General features: G+C 63.4%; 16 protein-coding genes and 1 pseudogene. All 17 read left to right on the top strand.

Annotated features, from left to right (window positions below):
* Positions 1–157 (top strand): annotated as a pseudogene (locus BMI01S_RS41335) (IS30 family transposase); the annotation flags it as partial.
* A 995-nt stretch (positions 158–1,152) separates the two neighbouring features.
* Complete coding sequence (locus tag BMI01S_RS43390; protein WP_028232528.1) at positions 1,153–1,542, top strand: hypothetical protein; 390 nt, start codon at positions 1,153–1,155, stop codon at positions 1,540–1,542.
* Positions 1,539–1,925 (top strand): hypothetical protein, encoded by a 387-nt coding sequence (locus BMI01S_RS43385; protein ID WP_028232527.1) that lies wholly within the window; start codon positions 1,539–1,541, stop codon positions 1,923–1,925. Before BMI01S_RS43390 ends, BMI01S_RS43385 begins: the two co-directional genes overlap by 4 nt.
* On the top strand, positions 1,913–8,329 hold the full coding sequence (locus BMI01S_RS32175; RefSeq protein WP_036046668.1) for a beta-1,3-glucanase family protein: 6,417 nt from the start codon (positions 1,913–1,915) through the stop codon (positions 8,327–8,329). The genes BMI01S_RS43385 and BMI01S_RS32175 overlap by 13 nt, the downstream gene beginning before the upstream one ends.
* 75 nt (positions 8,330–8,404) lie before the next feature.
* On the top strand, positions 8,405–8,869 hold the full coding sequence (gspG, locus tag BMI01S_RS32170; RefSeq protein ID WP_028232526.1) for a type II secretion system major pseudopilin GspG: 465 nt from the start codon (positions 8,405–8,407) through the stop codon (positions 8,867–8,869).
* A gap of 102 nt (positions 8,870–8,971) precedes the next feature.
* Entirely contained in the window at positions 8,972–10,159 is a 1,188-nt protein-coding gene (locus tag BMI01S_RS32165; RefSeq protein WP_028232525.1) for a type II secretion system F family protein, read from the top strand.
* Positions 10,156–11,844 (top strand): GspE/PulE family protein, encoded by a 1,689-nt coding sequence (locus BMI01S_RS32160; RefSeq protein WP_028232524.1) that lies wholly within the window; start codon positions 10,156–10,158, stop codon positions 11,842–11,844. Before BMI01S_RS32165 ends, BMI01S_RS32160 begins: the two co-directional genes overlap by 4 nt.
* Positions 11,837–12,712, top strand: a complete 876-nt coding sequence (locus BMI01S_RS32155; protein WP_063619623.1) for a hypothetical protein — start codon at positions 11,837–11,839, stop codon at positions 12,710–12,712. Before BMI01S_RS32160 ends, BMI01S_RS32155 begins: the two co-directional genes overlap by 8 nt.
* Positions 12,709–13,260 carry a pilus assembly protein gene (locus BMI01S_RS32150; protein ID WP_028232523.1) on the top strand — a complete coding sequence of 184 codons (552 nt, stop codon included), beginning with the start codon at positions 12,709–12,711 and terminating at the stop codon, positions 13,258–13,260. Before BMI01S_RS32155 ends, BMI01S_RS32150 begins: the two co-directional genes overlap by 4 nt.
* Positions 13,257–14,150 carry a hypothetical protein gene (locus BMI01S_RS42450; protein WP_174480170.1) on the top strand — a complete coding sequence of 298 codons (894 nt, stop codon included), beginning with the start codon at positions 13,257–13,259 and terminating at the stop codon, positions 14,148–14,150. The genes BMI01S_RS32150 and BMI01S_RS42450 overlap by 4 nt, the downstream gene beginning before the upstream one ends.
* The gene (locus BMI01S_RS32140) at positions 14,147–14,659 is read left to right on the top strand and encodes a hypothetical protein (protein WP_028232522.1); all 513 of its coding nucleotides are present in this window, start codon (positions 14,147–14,149) and stop codon (positions 14,657–14,659) included. The genes BMI01S_RS42450 and BMI01S_RS32140 overlap by 4 nt, the downstream gene beginning before the upstream one ends.
* Before the next feature lie 25 nt (positions 14,660–14,684).
* Positions 14,685–17,216: a secretin N-terminal domain-containing protein gene (locus BMI01S_RS32135; protein ID WP_028232521.1), complete on the top strand. Its 2,532-nt coding sequence runs from the start codon at positions 14,685–14,687 to the stop codon at positions 17,214–17,216.
* The gene (locus BMI01S_RS32130; protein ID WP_081723570.1) at positions 17,213–17,752 is read left to right on the top strand and encodes a type II secretion system protein; all 540 of its coding nucleotides are present in this window, start codon (positions 17,213–17,215) and stop codon (positions 17,750–17,752) included. The genes BMI01S_RS32135 and BMI01S_RS32130 overlap by 4 nt, the downstream gene beginning before the upstream one ends.
* Positions 17,753–17,769: 17 nt before the next feature.
* Positions 17,770–18,144: a type II secretion system protein gene (locus BMI01S_RS32125; protein WP_174480168.1), complete on the top strand. Its 375-nt coding sequence runs from the start codon at positions 17,770–17,772 to the stop codon at positions 18,142–18,144.
* Positions 18,145–18,302: 158 nt separating this feature from the next.
* Entirely contained in the window at positions 18,303–18,965 is a 663-nt protein-coding gene (locus tag BMI01S_RS42445) for a hypothetical protein (RefSeq protein ID WP_174480167.1), read from the top strand.
* 237 nt (positions 18,966–19,202) lie between these two features.
* The gene (locus tag BMI01S_RS42440; protein ID WP_028232518.1) at positions 19,203–19,628 is read left to right on the top strand and encodes a hypothetical protein; all 426 of its coding nucleotides are present in this window, start codon (positions 19,203–19,205) and stop codon (positions 19,626–19,628) included.
* Between the two features lie 45 nt (positions 19,629–19,673).
* Positions 19,674–19,973 carry an H-NS histone family protein gene (locus tag BMI01S_RS32110; RefSeq protein WP_028232517.1) on the top strand — a complete coding sequence of 100 codons (300 nt, stop codon included), beginning with the start codon at positions 19,674–19,676 and terminating at the stop codon, positions 19,971–19,973.
* Positions 19,974–20,456: the final 483 nt, after the last annotated feature.

Below are 20,456 nucleotides of genomic sequence, written 5' to 3'. Positions count from 1 at the left end.
CTTGAGGCAGTACTTCCCGAAAGGTATCGATCTGTCGGTGTACTCACAGGCCAAACTCAATGCCGTGGCAAGAAGGCTGAACGAGCGTCCAAGGAAGACATTGAATTACGAAACGCCGGCTGAACGGTTCCAGAAAACTATTGCATCGACCGGTTGAATCCGCCGTTGCATTGCTGACGAAGGACCCAAGCTGCCCCGATGTCAGCAATGGCCGATGACGCGACCCAGGCACACAGCGATCGAATGACCGGCCACGTTCTTCAGGAATACCCCACTGGATCGATGCCCGCGCTTTCCCCGCACTTGTCTGGATGGCCTGTCGTTACGCTGTAACCAAACAGGTACTGATCGAAAAATTAATCATATAGGAGGAAGAGCGCGTTATTGCAAGGATCGATTCCGATTCGGTGCGGTTGCAGGAGTATTTCGGCCGCGCATTGTTACACAGTAACTATATACGTCAACTACACGATTACCGAACGACAATTACAAAGTTACCAAACGACAATTACGAAGGAGCGACGTCAAATACGACCTCATAGTCGGCGACAACTCCCCCCATTGACCGGCCAAGATTTGTCGCTGACTGGACTGGCCATGTTGCATTTGACGCTTCGAAAATGAAATATTCCAATCTATCGTCGCCAGTGCTTTACGCGATTTCCCGCTACGCCACAATCCGTGCACCGAAGGCGTCCGGTCCGCGCCTTCTCCATCTCTCCGATCGACACCTGCATTGTCGCTTCACCCCATGACGCATCGAACTGCTCATGGTGACGTGAAGAGGCATGAACCGGGTGCGCGTCGGCTTTTCGTAGTCAATTTCATATCTCATCGACGGTCACCTGTGTCCGTGTTGGTGTAAGAAAAAATATTTTGGAGTACGTAGGGTTTGTACCTGGTCAAGGTTTCCGATCAGGGCCGTTATCCACTGTAGCGTCTCGTTAGGGGTGCGACCCTATTCAATCAGGCAAACGTTTGCTGCCTCCCTGTTATGAACGGGCGAGGATCGACTGACCGTGTGATGCATTACCTGGCGCGTGAACGCCTGGCTTTCCGGCCGGGCGTTCGCGCGTCGTATGACGGGGGCGGCACGCCTGGTTCGGGCGGCCATGAGTAACGAAGAAGACGAAAAGAACTGGAAAACTCAACATGCGCAAAAATGTTAGGCATTCCGCCTGGCAGGGTGTGGGTTTGTTGCTCCTATGGGGCCTCTTCCTGCTTTCCACGGTGGAAGCGCGCGCGGCAGTCACGCTGCCGCCGAGCAATCACATCCTGATCAATCTGGGTGCGACACCGTGGCGATACATCAAGGATGTCGACGATCCGAACTCGAAATGTCCGACGGCGGGCGATTCGAGCGTCGGCTGTTCGCCATTCGACGATTCCAGCTGGCAGTCGATTGGTGTGCCGCAGACGCCCGCCGACAACGACACTTTCATCAATATGGAGTCGGGCGGCGGCCAGGGCCAGTTGACGGGCAACACCAACTGGTACCGCAAACACTTCAAGCTCGATCCGTCGTACAGCCCGACCAGTTGAATCGCAAGGTTCTGGTCGAGTTCGAGGGCGCACACACGGGTGTGCAGGTCTACATCAACGGTCATTTCATCCCAGGCAATAGCGCGGTGCAGGCCAACGCGCAGGCAACGCACGTGATCGGCTTCATTCCGTTCATCGTCGATATCACGCCCTATGTGAAGTTCAAGGACGCGAACGGTCAGCCGGTTGACAACGTGCTGGCGGTGAAGGTCTCGCGCGGCGATCCCTTCTTCGAGTCGCCGAGCTTCTCGGGCGCATTCCGCTTCGGCCAGGACGATACGGGGTTGTTCCGTCCGGTGTGGATGCACATCACGGACCGCGTGCATATTCCAGAAAACATCTACGCGGTGCTGAACACGTGGGGCACCATGTGTCGACGTTGACGGCGAACGACGCATTGGCGACGGTCCGCGTGCAGACCAACGTCGTCAACGAATACTCGACGACCCAACCGGTCACGCTGACGACGCAGATCGTCGACGCGTCCGGCAACATCGTCGCCACCGCGCAGGATTCGAAGACGATCCCGGCGAACAGCTCGGGTCCCTTGACGCCGACGATGTTCGATCAGGTGTTGACGGTCAGCAACCCGACGCTCTGGTATCCGAACAACAGCATCTACGGTCATCCGTACATGTACCGCGTGATTCACTCGGTCAGCATGAACGGTGTGGTGGTCGACACGAAGGAAAGCCCGCTCGGTATCCGCACCATCACGTGGGACAACAACTTCCCGATCATCAATGGCCATCCGCACTACCTGTGGGGCGCGTCGGGCCGTTACGACTATCCGGCGCTCGGTTCGGCGGTGCCCCCGAATCTGCAATGGCAGGATCTGTACCTGCTTGCGCAGGCAGGCGGCAGTTCGTACCGTCCCGGCCATTCGAGCCAGGGCCGCGAGTGGCTCGACGCCGCCGACGAGTACGGCATCATGATGCTGCAGCCTAGCGGTGACGGCGAGAACGGCTTCGGCGCTATCTGCTCGACCGCCGGGCAGCAAAACTGCGCGACACCGGACAACCTGACGTTGAAGGAAGAACTGCATCGCGACATGATCGTCCACGATCGCAACCATCCATCGGTGCTGGCATGGGAAGCGAACAACGGCAAGATGGACGAGGGCATCGCAAAGCAGCTCAAGCAGATTTCGCGGCAGTGGGACTTCTTCAACACGCGCGCGCAGGCCGACCGTACGCCGGACCCGGAGAACGGCGACGTCCTCGGCTGTAGCGGCCAGGGTTGCGACATCAACGTCAAGCAAACCTACCCCGGCTCGCCGGCCTACGGCTCGGAGTACTGGGGCGACGGTGTTGGTCGCTGGAAGTACGACTTCGAGATCCAGTTCGCTGCTTCGTATATCCGCGACTGGGTGCACAGCATGGTCGGCAAGTCGTTCGGCATCGCGCACTGGTATCTCGCCGATACGCCGGGCGAAATCAACACGCAGACGGACGGCACGCTGAACAGCGAAGTGCGTTCCAACGGCGCGTCGATGATGGACTGGAATCGCTTTCCACGCTTGATCTACTACATCTACGAAGCCGTCTGGACGCCCTACAGCATCAAGCCGGTGGTCAAGCTCGCGAACACCTGGAACCGTTCGGGCAGCGTGCGCGTGAACGCGTTCAGCAATTGTCCGTCGGTGCAGTTGCGCCTGAACGGTCAGCTCATCGGCGGCGCGCAGGTGCCGAACCCGGTGAACTCGGACCCGACCGCGGACCTGACACAGAACACGGTGCTGCTCCCGGGCCAGGTTCACTGGGACAACATCGCGTTCCAGCCGGGCAAGCTCGTCGCCGAATGTCTGGACGCCAATGGTCAAGTTGCGGGCACAGACACGCTCGTGACGGCCGGCCCGGCCGATCACCTGCTGCTGACGGTCGATCCGCAAGTGACACGTCCTGACGGTCAGCAGTTCCAGTTGACGGCGAACGGCACGGACGCGGCCACGCTAACGGCGCAAGTCGTGGACGCGAACGGCAACTTCGTGCCGGACGCCGGCCAGACGCTGACCTTCAGCGTCGGCGGTCCCGGCACCTATCGCGGCGGTTCCGACCACTACGTAGTCGACAACCAGCCGCAGGGCTATCACGCGCCGGGCGATCCGAACTTATCCGCGGAAGGCGGGATGGCGAAGGTCGCGGTGCGCACGCAGTTCACGACGGGCACCGTGAAGGTGACAGTCACGTCGCCAAATCTCGGTAGCGCATCGGCTTCGTTCAATGTGGTGCCGGCAGCCAACGCGCAGACGTTCGACGGCAACGACACGGTTGTCGGCCAGCAGGATCAGACGGCGCCGCAGATCGTCACGCAACCGGCCGACCAGGTCGTGACGCTCGGCCAGACCGGCACGTTCACCGTGCTGTCGGCGGGTGCGACGCCAATCGGCTACCAGTGGTTCAAAAACGGCCAGCAGATCCCGGGGGCAAACGGCTACACGTACACGACGCCCGCGTTGCAGCAGAGCGATAACGGTGCGACTTTCAGCGTCGTCGTCAGCAACGCGATCGGCAACCTGCCGTCGCGCAACGCTGTCCTCACGCTGGTGCAGCCGGCCGCGCCACAGATCGTCACGGCGCCCCTTCCGAAGAACATCACCGCAGGCCAGAGCGCTGAGTTCACGGTAGTCGCTTCGGGTTCGCCAGTGCTGTCGTATCAGTGGCTGAAGAACAACGTCGCGATCGACGGCGCCAACTCGCCGACTTACGATACGCCGCCGATGGCGGTCACTGATAGCGGCGCGCAGTACAGCGTTATCGTCACGAACAGCGCGGGCTCGATCCCGACGACGCCGGTCACTTTGACCGTCAGCGTCGCGCCGCCGCCGGTGGTCGTCTCTGATCTCACTGATCAGAGCGTGCCGTTCGGTCAGTCAGTGACGTTCAGTGTCAGCGTGACAGGTTCGAATCCACTCAGCTATCAGTGGACCCACAACGGCTTGCCGGTCGGCGACAACTCCCCGAGCTTCCTGATCCCGCAGGCGCAAGCCAGCGATGCGGGCAGCTACGCGGTAGCGATCACCAATACCGCGGGCACGAGCACCAGCCGCACGGCCACGCTCAACGTCAGCGGCACCGACGCATCCAATCTCGCACTCGGCGGTATCGCGAAGGCTAGCACTGAGCAGAACGGCGGCCTGATCGCGGCTTATGCGATCGACGGTTCCATCAGCACGCGCTGGTCGTCGGCTCCGCAAGTTGACCCGTCGTGGCTCGAAGTCGATCTCGGCTCGGTGAAGACGTTCGACAAAGTGGTGCTGGTTTGGGAAAACGCCTACGCGACGCAGTACGACATTCAGGTGTCGAACGACGAGAAGACCTGGACGACCGTGTTCCCGAACGGGCAGCCCGATGGGGCCGGCAATACCACAAGCCCGGTCGACGGCTCGGGCGGCACCGAGACACACTTCTTCCAGAGCACCTCGGCACGCTACATCCGCATGCTGGGTCTGAAGCGCGCGACGCAGTACGGTTACTCGCTGTTCGAGTTCCAGGTGCTCGACGCGCCGCAGTGTGGCGCCGAAACGGAGCGCTTCACGCCGATCGCAGCGCAGCCGGGTATCTGGCACTCGACGATCGCGGGCCTGCCGGACGGTCCGTTCATCCCGACCGTGAAGGACAACGTGAGCGGCCTCACGTGGCAGCAAACGTACACGACGTTTGCGGCCGATGGTGCGCAGTTCACGCAGCAGATCGCGGATCAGTACTGCAAGTCGATCGGCATGCGGGTTCCGACGCTGTACGAGTCGTTGACGGTGGCGCGTGCGAATTATTCGTCGTGTGCGTTCCCGTCACCGTGGCGGACCTGGACGACCACGCCGGTGCCGAACCTGGCGAACAACGCGTGGCTCGTCGATTCGTCGGGGAAGTCGTGGCCTGGCATCATCAACAACACGCCGGCCTGGGTGATGTGCGTGTCCGGCCCGACGGTGCCGGGTCCGGTTATCGCTGTGCAGCCGGCAAGCTCGACCGCAAGTGAAGGCCAGAGCGTGACGTTAACGGTGGGGGTCACGGGCAACGGTCCACTCGACTACGAGTGGAAGCGCAACGGCCAGCTCGTCGCGATCACGACGATTCCGTCGTACACGACGCCGGCGTTGACGGTCGCGGGCGACAACGGCGCGATCTACACCGTCGACGTTAGCAACGCGGGCGGTACGGTCCCGAGCGCGCAAGCGACGCTGACCGTGGTCGCGGCGACTACCGGCAGCGGCGGTAACGGCGGCGGTACGCCTCCGCCTCCGCCACCGTCGCCGTCAACGCCGAGCGCGAATCTTGCGCTCGGCAAGCCGACCACATCGAGCGGCAACGAGAACGACGGCTACGGCCCGGGCAACGCAACGGACGGCAGCATGAATTCCCGCTGGTCGTCAGCGTTCCAGGATCCGCAGTGGATCGAGGTCGATCTGGGCTCGGTTCAGACGGTCGATCGTGTCGTGTTGCGTTGGCAGGATTCATACGGTGTGGATTACAAGATCCAGACTTCGACGGATAACAACATCTGGAACGACGCGGTAACGAAGACTGGCGACACCGGCGGCACCGAGGACCTGCGTTTCGGCGCTCCGGTCCAGGCGCGTTACGTCCGCATGTTCGGGACGAAGCGCGCGACGCAGTACGGCTACTCGCTGTTCGAGTTTGAGGTGTACAACACCGCGAACACGCCGACGTTCCCGATTACCGCGACCTCGACGGGCAGCGGTACGCTGTCGCCGTCCGGCAACGCTTCGGTGTACCAGGGCGGCATGCAGACGTACCAGTTTGTACCGGCTGCAGGTACTGCGGTGACGGGCGTGCAGGTCGACGGCCAGGACATCGGCATCGTCAATCAATACACGTTCGACAACGTGCTGGCGGCGCATTCGCTCAACGTCGTGTTCGGCTCGGCTTCGGCCGCGGTGAACCTGGCACTCGGCGCGACGGCAACGGCAAGCGGTATCGAGAACGACGGCACTCCGGCCTCGAACGCTATCGACGGCAACCTCAACACGCGCTGGTCGTCGAATTTTGCCGACAATGCGTGGATCACGATCGACCTCGGTAAGGAAACCGCGTTCAACCGCGTGGTGCTCAATTGGGAAAACGCGTACGGCAAGCAGTACCAGATCCAGGCGTCGGATGATAACGTCGACTGGACGCATACGGTCTATACCCAGAGCAACGGCCAGGGCGGCATCGAGGACCTGTCGCTGGACAACACGACCGCGCGTTATATCCGCCTGCAAGGGGTGCAGCGTGCGACGGGCTACGGCTACTCGCTGTTCGAGTTCGCGGTGTATAACGACCCGGCGAGAGCCGCGTCCGGCAGCGGTACCAGCGCGGGAACGGGTACGGGGTCCGGCACCGGAACCGGTACCGGCAGCACCACGCAACCGTCGCAGCCGAGCAGTCCGTTCGTGCTTCAACCGGCGCCGCAGACGGTGCCGGTTGGCCAGAACGCTCACTTCGCGGTACTCATGTCCGGTACGGGGCCATACACGTACCAATGGCAACTCGGTGGCCAGCCAATCGCCGGCGCGACCAGCCGGACCTACGACACGCCGGCTGCGGTTGCCGGCGACAGCGGCAAGGTGTACAGCGTCGCGGCGACCGGTCCTGACGGAACGGTCACGACGTCGAACACCGCGACGCTGACGGTCGACTCGTCGGTATTGACGTACACCGTCAAGCCGGGCCTGATCGGCGTCGACCTGCAAAACAACACGCAGGGTGCGTATACCGACGACAAGGTGTATGTCGCGGTCATCGCACGTGATCCGGCGACGGGTCAGTTCGCGTGGCTCAAGCCGGACGGCACGATCGTGGCGCCACAAGTTGCCGACAATGACGCGGCGAATCACCTGACGGCACCGAACGGCCAGAACTACAGCAACTACTTCTTCACGCTAGCACAGAGCAAGACGTTGCAGTTGCCGCCGATGTTCTCCGGCCGGGTTTTCGTGTCGCTCGGCAGTCCGCTGTTCATCAAGATCAATACGGACGTCAACGGCAACATCGGCTTCGCTCCGCCCGATCCGAACAATGCTACGGACCCGAGTATCGGCATTCCGTTCGACTGGTACGAGTTTTCCTACGGCAACAATGGTCTGTGGATCAACACGACGCAGGTCGACGAGTTTGGTTTCCCGCTCACGCAGGACGTCTACTCGGCGAACGGCACGGTGCATCAGCGGACCGGCATCACGCAGCGTCGCGCCGATCTGTTCCAGGCGTACACGCGTGAGCTGTCGGCAGCATTCCAGCCGACGTCGCCCTCGAACTTCCGCATCATGGCACCGGCTCACGATTCGTTCGCGACAGGCAAGCCGAACGGCAATTACTTCGACGGCTACGTGAACGACATGTGGACGTATTACGCGTCGAACAATCTGCCGGTCGTGGCGGGCGCTCGCGCGTTCGTCGGCCGCACGCAGGGCACGCAACTGGTGTTCAGCGAAATCGACCAGCACAACGGTCAGTTCGTCGGCAGCACCTATGCCGTCAACAAGCCGACAACGCAGGCCGTGCTGCTCTGTAACGACGTGTTCCTGGACGGCGATGCAACGCAGCAACAGATCGAGGCGCAGCTGTGTGCCGCAATCAACCGTCACGTGATGGGCGACACGACCAAGTGGAATGTTCCGTCCGCCTATTACGCGGCCCCGCCGTATAACGAGTACGCCCGCTTCTGGCACGACCACGGCATCAGCGGTCTCGCGTACGGCTACGCATTTGATGACGTGAACAACCAGAGCTCGACGGTGCAGGTGCCGGTTCCGGAGTACATCGTGCTCGGCATCGGTTACTGATGCCATAGCGGTAATCACGATGAAGTCAGGGCGCCGCCAGTCTGGGCGCCCACAAATTTTTCAAGTGAGTGATCGATGAGTAACGTGACGGATGTCCGGACCACGGACAGGCGATATGAGCGACTCGCACCTCGGCGCCGCGCGAAGGGTTTCACGCTGCTCGAACTGCTGGTGGTGCTCGTGATCATCGGCATGCTGGCGGCGATTGTCGGGCCGCGTTATTTCGCGCAACTGGGCAAGTCACAGGTGACGGTGGCGCGCGCGCAGATCGAGGTGCTGAGCAAGGCAATCGACAACTTCCGGCTCGACGTGGGCCGTTTTCCGACGGCCGAGGAAGGGCTTCAGTCGCTGGTGGTGCGTCCTCCTAGCACGGACAAGTGGAACGGTCCGTATCTGAAGAAGGAAGTGCCGCTCGACCCGTGGGGGCATCCGTACGTCTATCAGGTGCCCGGCGCCAAGGGTGATTACGCGGTGATCTCGTACGGGCTCGATGGGCAACCGGGCGGCTCCGGCGAGGACGCCGACATCAGCAGCGAATGAAGTAATGACGGGTCCGCCGACGGCGGACCCTGCATGGCGGTGCGCCTTCGACGGACGCAGCGCCTTGCAGCAGGCAGTTCCGACCAAAGGTAACGCGGCACCATGCAATTTGAAGTGAGAGCGCTCTCGCCGGAGAACCGGATCATCGCCCTCGTCGTCGACGCCCAGGATGAGGCCGGCGCACGCGCCCATACGGAAGCGCGGGGGTTTCACGTAACAGGTGTCGCGCCGGTGCGCGCGCTGCGCCGACCGGCCGGCTCGCGCGGCAGAATTTCTCTGGTGCTGTTCAGTCAGGAACTGCTCGCGCTGCTGAAAGCGGGGCTGTCGATCGTCGAAGGGCTCGAGGCGCTGCTCGAACGCGAGGGCGGGGCGCGACTGCGCGGTGTGCTCGGTCGTCTGCTCACGGGACTGCGCGAAGGCAAGCGCTTCTCGAGCCTGCTCGGCGAACAGCCCGACGTGTTTCCGCCGCTGTACGTCGGCATCGTGCGCGCGGCCGAAGGCACAAGCGACCTGCCGCGCGCGCTGCAACGCTACGTCGACTATCAGGAACGCATCGACACCGTGCGCAACAAGCTCATCAGCTCGGCGATCTATCCGAGCATTTTGCTGGTGGTCGGCGGCGGCGTGTCGGTGTTCCTGATTACTTACGTGGTGCCGCGCTTCGCGACCATCTACGAAGACACCGGCCGCTCGTTGCCATGGATGTCGCAGATGCTGCTCGACTGGGGCAAGTTCGCGGCGGCGCACGGCTTGCCGCTGCTGCTCGGCACGCTCGTCGTCGGCGTCGCGCTGTTCACGGGCGGGCGTGCAGCGGTCGGGCGGGTCGGCCTTGTCACTTTACTGGCGCGGATTCCGCTGCTCGGCGCACATTTGCGGATTTATCAGTTATCGCGGCTCTATCTGACGCTCGGCATGCTGCTTGAAGGCGGTATTCCGATCGTCGGCGCGATGGAGACGGCATGCGGCACGGTCTCGCCGGCGATGCGCGACGGGCTACTGAAAGCGCGCGCGTCGGTGACGTCGGGCGAGTCGCTGTCGGCCGCGTTCCTCGCACAAAACCTGACTACGCCGATCTCGCTGAGGATGCTACGCGTCGGAGAACGCTCCGGCGAACTCGGCGCGATGCTGACCCAGTCGGCGGCGTTCTACGACGGCGAGATCACCCGCTGGATCGACCGTTTCACGCGAATGTTCGAACCGCTGCTGATGGCGGCGATCGGCGTCGTGGTCGGCACAATCGTCGTCCTGCTTTACATGCCCATTTTCGATCTCGCGGGAAGCTTGTCATGACCATGCGTGATACGCACGCACCTCTGTTCGATGCCGATCTGCTGGTTCGCGCACGCGCGGCGGCGGCCGCCACACAGCGTCATCTTGTCGAGGAATTGCAGACGCTGACCGGCGCCGAGCCGTTCGAGGTGCTTCGCGCGCTCGCGGCGCAACTCGCGATGCCGGTGATCGAAACGGCCAGCATGCTCGCGCTCGAGCCGGCGTTCGATCGCGTGCCGTTGTCGCGCGCGATGCAGCGCCGCTGCGCGTTGCTGCGCGGCGCGCACGGCGCGCTGGTCGGCGTCGTCACGAGCCCGTTCGATCTCGATCTACAGACGTGGCTCGCGTCGCAGGCGGGTGCGTCCGTGGAGATGCGCCTCGCGCTGCCCGGCGATCTGCTCGCCTATCACACTCGCATGGAGGAGTCGATACGTGCGGTCGACAGTCTGGTGTCCGTGGGCGACGGCACGCACGTGGACGGACGCACGGCGCAGGTGGTGTCGTTCCAGACCGTAAACGAAGCGGCCAGCCCTGCGGTCAAGCTCGTGAACTCGACGCTCTACGACGCGCTGAAGGCCGGCGCATCCGACATTCATCTGGAAAGCACGTCGAGCGGACTCGCGCTGAAGTATCGCGTCGACGGCGTACTCGACGCGGCAGCGACGATTCAGGGTGTCGAGACGGCCGAGCAGGTGATCTCGCGTCTCAAGGTGCTGGCGGAACTCGACATCGCCGAGCGGCGCGTGCCGCAGGACGGCAGCTTCCGGGTTGCGGCGGGCGGCCGCGATATCGACTTGCGCGTGTCGATCATGCCGAGCATTCACGGCGAGGACGCGGTGATCCGGATTCTCGACAAGCGCGCGATGATCGAGGCCTACGGCTCGCTGACGCTCGAAGCGCTCGGCTACGACAGCGAATCGCTGGTAGCGCTGCGCGCGCTAGCCGAGGAACCGTACGGCATGCTGCTCGTGACCGGTCCAACCGGCTCGGGCAAGACCACCACGCTCTACGCGGCGCTGACCGAGATCCACAACGGTCGCGACAAGATCATCACGATCGAGGACCCGGTCGAATATCAACTGCCCGGCATTCTGCAGATTCCCGTCAACGAGAAAAAAGGGTTAACGTTCGCGCGCGGGCTGCGCTCGATTTTGCGGCACGATCCGGACAAGATCATGGTCGGTGAAATCCGCGACCGCGAGACTGCGGAGATCGCGGTGCAGTCGGCGCTGACGGGTCACCTCGTGCTGACCACGGTGCACGCGAACAACGTGTTCGACGTGTTCGGCCGCTTCAGTCACATGGGCATCGATCCGTACGCGTTCGTCTCCGCGCTTAACGGCATCTGGGCGCAGCGGCTTTTGCGCGTGACCTGTGCGCGCTGCGCCGCGCCGTATGTGCCGACGGACGCCGAACTCGCGCGTCTGGGTCTGACACGTGCGGGCGTTGCCGATTTCGTGTTCTGCCAGGGAACCGGTTGCGGCGACTGCCGTGGCACAGGTTATCGCGGCCGGCGCGCGATTGCCGAAATCCTGATCCTCGACGACGAAATCCGCGATCTCGTCGTCGAGAAACAGCCAATCCGCGTGATCAAGGAAGTCGCGCGCCGCAACGGCACGCGGCAATTGCGCGAGGTCGCGCTCGGTCTCGTGAGGCGCGGCGAGACGACTCTGACAGAAGTGAAGCGGGTGACGCTCAATGCTTGATCGCTGGTTGAACCGGTTCGCGCGGCGCGGATCCTGCCATCTCGCGTTGTCGCACGGCAAGCTGACCGTGCGACGAATCGGCGCGTCGCGTCGATCGCAGGCGCTGTTTGTCGAGCAGTTGCTGCCGGCAGGCGCTGACGTGTCGACGGAAACGCTCGCGGCGCTGATCGCGACGTCGCTCGACGAATCGGGCGGCAACGGCCTGCCGGTGCACGTGACATTCGCCGACGAACTGGTGCGTTATTTCATCGTCACGCCGGCCTACAACAGTGTGCGCATGCAGGACCTGCGCGCGGCGGCGGGCGCACGATTCCAGACGCTCTACGGCGAAGATCCGGTCGGCTGGCAATTGGTTGCCCATTGGCAGGCGGCCGAGCCGTTCCTCGCCTGCGCGGTGTCACGCCCTTGGTCGGACGCGTTGCAACAGGCCGTCGCAGCCGGGCACGGTTGCGTGGTATCCGCGCTGCCCGAATTCGTGGCGGCGTGGAACCGCACGCGCCGCGAGCTTGGCGCCGACACCTGGCTCGCGACGCGCGGCGAGCATGCGCTGACCCTGGGCTTGATCAGTGCCGAGCCGCGTCCGCGCGTGGCGGCTGTGCGCACGCTCGCGCTGCCCGATCCTTTGCCGCCGATTGCGTGGCTGCGCGAGCAGGTCGCGCGCGCGGCGCTGCTCGACAATCTGCCTGCGCCGTCCTCGCTGCTGCTGCACGGCCCGCGCTGCGACGGGTGGATGCCGGGCGCGACCGATTTCGCGGACTCGGGAATGACTGTGCACTGGAGCGAATCGGCTGAGCGGCCGTCGCTCGGCTCAAGTGCCGCCGCGGCGACGCAGTCCGCACCGCTGGCGTGGAGCGGCACGACGCAATGAGAAGCCTGGCTATTGACCTCGCGCCGTTCAGCCTGCGGCGCGAGTGGTACCGGATTGGTCCGTCCGCACGTGTGCTTGCGCTCGCCGGCGTAGTACTGTGCGGCGTCGCCGCATATCGCGCGCAGACGCTGCTCGTCCATCTGCAAACACTCGACGGCGAATCGGCGCGGATCGTCGAGCGCAACGAGCGCGCCGCGCATGCGTCTCGGCGCGTGCATATCGAGCCGGTCGACGTGAAGCAGGCCACCGCCGTTAATCTCGCCGTCGCGCGATTGAACCTGCCGTGGGACAACCTGCTCGACGCGATCGAGGCCGCGACGCCGACGCAGATCGCGCTCATGTCGATCACGCCGGAACCCGGTCGCTCGCTGCTGCGCATCGAGGCCGAATGCGCGGGTAGCAAGGACATGCTCGATTACCTCGACTCGCTCGGCCGGCAGCCACTGGTCGGACGGGTCACGCTGACCCGGCACGAACTCGTGAAGGACGGCATGGACAACGTGTTCCGCTTTCAGGTCGAAGTGCAGTGGCGGGGGACGGTATCGTGACGCTCCAATCCATTGTTCGCAACCTGTTGCGGCTTCGTCTCGCACTCTCGCGGTTCGGCACCGGCCCGCTGCTCGCGGGTGCGCTGCTCGCCGCTGCAATGTTGCTGTGGCTCGGCGTGCTGCCGGGCATGTCGGCGCGTGTTGTCGAACAGACTCGTGCGGTTGCGCGGTTGCGTGCGCTGCCCGTGCCGAAGCCGATCGTGCCCGCACCCGTCCTCGCGGCCAGCCGGCTCGCAGATTTTTACGCGGAACTCGGCGATTCCACGCGTACCGGTGAGATCGTGATGCGTTTGTTCGATGCGGCCGCCGCCGCCGGCGTCACGCTCGACAAGGCCGAATACACCCCGGGCCACGATGCGCCCGGACGCTTCGACACGTACACGATCGTGCTTCCCGTCAAGGGCGATTACGTGCACTTGCGTCAGTTCAGCGAGAAAGTGCTGGTGACGGTGCCGTACGCGGCGCTCGACGACATGCGCTTCAAGCGAAATTCGGCGAACGATCCCAGTGTCGAGGCGAATCTGCGATTTACGGCGTTCCTGCGGCCAGTGACGATTGCGCCCGTAAGTGCGTCGGCGGTGGCCGCTGCGGCCGCGTCGGCTGCGGCGGTTTCGGCAGCTTCGCAGGCCGGGGCGGTGGGTACGTCGGGCGTGTCAGCGGGTGCCGGACCGTCAGGTGGATCGTCGGGCGTGCCGTTGCCGACGATCGACTCGGTGATCTCGACGCGCCCACCGCTCCCCTCCGGCATGACCAGGAAATCCAGACGGTCGGCGGTGGCAGCGCCTTCCATCGCCTCTGCACCGCCGGGCTCAGCCATCGAGCAAGGTGCCTCGGCGCTCATGGCCATTTCACCGCAAAAATCCGCCGCACCGCAAGGAGCCACGCGATGAAACTCCAGCACATCGTGATGGCCGTGCTGTTCTTCTCGTGTGCGCTGGTGCTCGAGTTCACGAATCATTCGCAGGACGACGGCATCGTCGAGGCCGCGCCGTCAAGATCCGTACTGAACGCGGTTACCGGCGCGAGCGACCCGCACGGCACGACCGGCATCGTCGCCATCGCCTCGGTTCGCTCACGAGAGGACCGCTCCGGTACCGGCGCGCATCCGCTCTTCAACACGATGATGCTCGTGCCGCCGCTGCCCTCCGTCGCGCCCGCTCACGCCGACGTACCGCCGCTGCCGAACACGCCGCCGATGCCGTTCACCTATATCGGCAAGCAGCAGTCGGCCGGTCACTGGGAGGTCTACCTCGCGCGTGGCGACGACACGCTGATTGTGCACGACCAGATGGTGATCAACGGCGATTACCGCGTCGATTCGATCGCCCCGCCGAACATGACTCTTGTCTACCTGCCTTTGAAACTTGTCCAGACACTGGATATCGGCGATGCCGACTAGTCCGCGTGTCATGAGGAACGAACCGTTGCCCAAGCCACTCCCGATTAGAACCCGTCCGCATGCCGCGAACGCCGTCGCATTGCGCCATTTGGGGCGCGGCGTGCCGCTAGTCGTGCTGACGGTCCTGCTGGCCGCGTGCGCGGACCCACAGTCCTATCGCGACGGCGAGAAACTGATCGCCGCCGGCCAGGTCGATCAGGGCGTCGCGAAGCTCGAGGACGCGTCGAGGCAGGAGCCCGAGGACGCGAAGTATCGCGAGGTGTGGCTCGCGCAACGCGAGAAGCAGATCGACGATCTCATGGAGCAGGGTGAGCGGCTCGCCGCGAGCGGCGCCCGCGACGCCGCGCGCGCGGCTTATCAGCATGTGCTCGCGATCAGCCCAGGCAATGAGCGCGCGATGGCTGGCCTCGTCGCGCTCGACACGGACGCGCGGCTGAACATCATGCTGAGCCGCGCCGAGGCGCTCTACGTGCGGCACCAGCCCGACGATGCGTGGCACCTGCTTGACGCAGTGTTGACCGAAGCGCCGGCCAACCGCCGTGCGCTCGAACTGCAGCGCAAGTTCGGCGCCGAGACGGGCGCAGCGCGCGTCGAGGCCGCGCTCGCCGCAGCGTACCGCAAGCCGATCCGTATTGACTTTCGCGATGCACCGCTCAAGCAGATCTTCGACGTGATCTCGCGGTCGTCGGGCATGAACTTTCTGTTCGACCGTGATGTGAAGACCGACCAGCACACCACAATCTTCCTGAAGAACAGCACAATCGACGCGCCCGTGCGCTACGTGCTCGCGACCAATCAGCTCGCGCAACAGGTACTCGACGAGAACACCGTGCTGATTTATCCGAACACGGCGCCGAAGGTGAAGGATTATCAGGAGCTCGCGGTGCGTACGTTCTTCCTGTCGAATACCGACGCGAAGACGATCGCGAACACGCTGAAGACGATCCTGAAGATCCAGAACGTGGTCGCCGACGAAAAGCTCAACATGGTGATCGTGCGCGACACCCCGGATGCGATCCGCATGGCAGAGCGGCTGGTGTCGCTCGAGGACGTGCCGGAGCCGGAGGTGATGCTCGAAGTGGAAGTGCTGGAGGTGCAGCGCAACCAGGAGGTCAACCTTGGCGTCGCGTGGCCGAGTTCGGTCAACGTCACGCCGTTGCCGCTCGGCAGCGTGATCGCGCCGGTGACCGGCCAGCCCAATACGAACGCTGGCATATCGTCGTATCCATACGGGTATGGCGGGATAGGCTCGTCCGGTGGAACCAACGGATCGACGCCGGCACTGACGCTGCACGATCTGCTGCATCAGACGGCGCGTACGATCGGCTTGTCGACGATGCAGGCGACCGTCCATGCGAACGTACAGGACTCAGACGTCAAGTTGCTGACCAATCCGCGAATCCGCGTGCGCAATCATGAGAAGGCGAAGATCCTGATCGGCGAGCGCGTGCCGAACATCACGTCGACGGCGACTTCGACCGGCTTCCTGTCGCAGTCGGTCAACTATCTCGACATCGGTCTGACTCTGAACGTCGAGCCGACGATTTATCTCGACGACACGGTCGGCATCAAGCTGGCGCTTGAGGTCAGCAGCCTGGGCAATGCGGTTACGACCACCACCGGCACGGCCGCGTACCAGATCGGCACACGCACGGCCAGCACCGTGCTGCAGTTAAAGAACGGCGAGACCGATGTGCTCGCCGGTCTGATTGACAACGAGGAACGCAAGTCGGGCAACAAGCTGCCCGGCATCGGCCAGTTGCCGATTCTCGACCGCCTGTTCGGCGCGAACGACGACGAGGCGAAGAACACCGAGATCGTGCTCGCAATCACGCCGCACCTGGTACGCAACATCCGCCGTCCCGACGCCAATCTCGCGTACTTCACGTCGGGCACCGAGACCAACATGCGCAGCATGATCCAGTCGAATGGACTCGCGTCGCCGGCTGCGTCGTCGACCCCGCCGGGGTCGACGGTCCCGGCTAGCGGCGGCGAGGCGGCGCGCTTCGGTGCGGGCGGTCAGTCGAACAGCACGAACGGCGCGAATGGTGCCGGAGTCGGGGCGGGAGTGGGCGGTTATGGCGGCGCGTACAACGGCGGCGACGGCTTATCGGCGCCCGGCGCCGGTCCGGTTGCCGGCACCGCGCAGATGACGATCGAAGGGCCGCCTCAGGCCAAGACCGGCGATTCGGTCACCGTGTCGCTGTCGATGTCGGCCGATCAGCCGGTCGCGAGCGCCTCTTCGATCGTCAGCTTCGATGCGACGAAACTCCAGTTCATGGGCGTGACGGAAGGCGACTTCCTGAAGCAGGGCGGCGCGCCGACCTCGTTCTCGAGCCGCGTGAGCCCCGGCCAGGTGCAGTTGGCGGATTCGGTGCAGGGCGGGTTGGGGGCTGCGTCGACGGGGACTTACGCGGTGCTGACCTTCCGCGCGCTGGTACCGGCCTCGCCGACCTCGGTCAAGGTCACGCCCGGTTCCGTCGTCGGCCTGACCGGCGCGCCGATCACGTTGGCACCACCATCCGCGTACACGTTCAGCATTGTCGCCACGCCATGACGCGCGCTCCGCAATCTCTTGCAGCCGACGCTGGTCGTGCGTTCCGTCTGCTTGGTGTCCGCTGGCGTGCAGTAGCAGGTTTCACGCTGATCGAGTTGCTCGTCACGCTCGCAATTCTCGGCGTACTCGCGAGCATGACGGTGCCGGTCGTGCAGGTGATCCGGCAGCACGAACGTGAACAGGAATTGCGCGACGCGCTGCACAGGATTCGCGATGCGATCGACGCATACAAAACGGCGGCGAAGGATGGTCGCGCGCCGGTCGAGAGCGGCGCTTCGGGTTATCCGCCGAAGCTGAACGTACTCGCCGATGGCGTGAAGGACCAGAGCGATCCGAAGGGCGCGAAGATCTATTTTCTACGCCGGTTGCCGCGCGATCCAATGAACAACGATCCGCAACTCGACGCCGTCGATACCTGGGGCAAGCGAGCCTATGCGAGCGAGCCCACCGATCCACAGGAAGGCGACGACGTGTACGACGTCTACTCGACGTCGAACGGCGTCGGCCTGAACGGCATCTCCTACCGGAACTGGTGACGTCGATGAGAAACCCTATGCGCAAACGGAACGGCTTCACGCTGATCGAGTTGCTGATTGTGCTTTCGATCATCGCACTGATGCTGACGCTCGCTCTGCCGCAGTATTTCCATTCGATCGACGCGTCGAAGGAGAAGATCCTCGCGGAGAATCTGCACGTGACGCGCGATGCGATCGACAAGTTCTACGGCGATCTGGGCCGTTATCCCGATTCGCTCGACGAGCTCGTCGACCGCCATTATCTGCGCGCCGCGCCGTTCGATCCCGTTACGGATAGCGCGACAACCTGGCATATCGTGCCGCCTGACGAGCAGTTTCCCGGCAAGGTCTACGACCTGAAGAGCGGCGCCGAAGGCGCGACGCTCGATGGACGGTCGTTCGATTCGCTATGACTCAGCAGCGAAGGATCGGTCGCTGCAGGGCGTGGGTGCCACAGCGTAGGCGACGTGGACAACTTGGGCTTGCGTATCTCGCGCTGCTGATCGGCGTTGCGATCATCGGGGTCGCGGCGGCAGGCACGATCCAGCTCGGCGCGCTGTATCAGCGGCGCATGGCGGAGAAGGAACTGCTCTACATCGGCGATCAGTTCCAGCGCGCGCTACTCAGCTACGCCGACAAAACACCGCTTGGCTTGCCGACCCAGCCGCGTACGCTCGACGAACTCGTGCGTGATCCGCGCTATCCGAGTCCCGTGCGTCATCTGCGCCGCGTCTACGCCGATCCGCTGACGGGGAAGGCCGATTGGGTGCTGGTTCTGTCGCCGAACGGACAGACGATCGTCGGTATTCATAGCGCGTCGCGCGAGCATCCGATCCAGCTTCGGCAGTTTCCGGAGCGATTTCGCGGTTTCGAGGACAAGCGCAGCTATACGCAGTGGGTGTTTATCGCGCGACCACCGCAACTGGCGCCGGGGCAGCGGCCGCCGAATTCGGTGGCGGGTGGGATGCCGGTTCCCGTACCGGGCGTTCCGATTCCGGTCGGTGGAAATCGCGATGGCGTGCAGCCGGGCGGTGGAGGTCCGGGGGATGCCGGGGTTTCGGCGAGCGGTGGGTTTTCGTCGGGGGAGGGATTTTCGAATGCCAGTGAGCCCTCGAACAACGGTGGCTTTTCGAATGGCGGTGGCTTTTCGACGACTGGCGAATTTACGTCCGGAAACGGTTCAACGAACGGAAGCCGCTTTTCCAGTGATAAGGGCTTCTCGTCGGGTAACTGAGGAACGCGTCGAAATGCCTACACCAAGCTCGCCGTGACAAGGCGGGCGACCAGACGATCTGGCAGACATCACTTTAAAAACAGCATAGGTCCTGCCAACGGTGGCTGATCTTGCGCGGTATCGCGCCGGGTTTTTCCGAGGCAGTAGGTTTTACGCGGGTTAGACTGATAAGGGGCGACCGACGCTTTCTCTCTCGTAACACAGCTCGAACACGAGCGTATTACGAGGAAGGAAAGCATGGATCCCAACCGCGCGAAAGTGCTCACCCCCGTGAAATTTCGTCACCTTTTGCGCGTCACTGACGCGACGAGCCGTTTCCCCGAACGTGATACGTTGATCCTGCTCCTCGGCGTCACGTGTGGCATGCGGGTGACCGAGATCGCCCGACCGGAAGTAAGTCACGTGCTCACACGCTCGGGCGCGCGTCGTGAAGAAATCGCCTTGCCGGGATCCATCACCAAAGGGTGCCTCGCAAGCAATGACAGGCATGGCGTTGCCCTGTGGACTTTCATGAGCAGGCTCCCGACCGCGATGACACGCGAAGACCTGGCGTCGTGGGTTGGAAAGTCTTTTCATTACTGTTCCTTGCTGCTTACGCGGACGAAGTGTTGCCAGCGGCCCGCCACGCTATTGCGCAGCCAGCCAGCAGTCGCCCAGCATTGAAGCGAGCTAAGATCGTCATTACTGTGTGCGGTGGGGGAGCGAATCGTGGCGACGTTCAGGGAATTGAAGGCGCAGATGGCCGCGCTCGAGGCGCGGGCCGCGGCGGCGCGGGCGGCAGAGTTTGAGGAGGTACTCGCGGATATCCGGGCGAAGGTAGTCGACTACGGGTTTACGGAACGGGACATCTTCGGACGCAGGCGAGGCGCACGCACAACGTCCAGCACTGGCGTCGTGCCAGCCAGATACCGTGACCCGAAGACGGGGGCGACCTGGTCAGGCAGGGGCCGGGCGCCAGGCTGGATAAGGGATGCGAAGAACCGCGAGCGGTTTCTCATTTCGCCCTGAATGCTCGCCGGCGCCACCCATATCCACCCGCCAAAGGTTCCTGAGCCGGCTGCCGAAGAAGCCTGCATGACGGCGTGTGCTCGCGCTCGATATGCGTGACCTTGAAGCGGACGATGACAGCCATCTCGACCGCGTGAGGCAATTGCAACCACCTGGCGCTCCATCGATCTCTTCGCTCAATGCAACGCCGTGGAGTTATGTACCGGCGGCAATTCGCGCAGCAGGGAGTGGCCCAGCGGAGATCGGGTACTCACTTCGGTCTTGTCGATCCGATCTGGAATCACCCGTGCTGGGCGGCCAAACGCGAAATTCCATGACAGCCATGAAAAGAGAATACAAGTACAAGGGCTTCGAGATCGCCGTGGACCTTGAACCGGTGTGGGAATCGTCTGGCAACGTCACGTTGTTACCACCACGTGGCTTTATTGCGATTGTGAATATCAAGACGGCGGGCATGGTCCGACCGATGGTTGCGCCGATCCG

The organism is Paraburkholderia mimosarum LMG 23256 = NBRC 106338, from assembly GCF_000739815.1.
GTDB lineage: Bacteria > Pseudomonadota > Gammaproteobacteria > Burkholderiales > Burkholderiaceae > Paraburkholderia > Paraburkholderia mimosarum.
The sequence above is the reverse complement of the archived record's forward strand: the minus strand, read 5'-3'. Positions and strand labels throughout refer to the sequence as shown.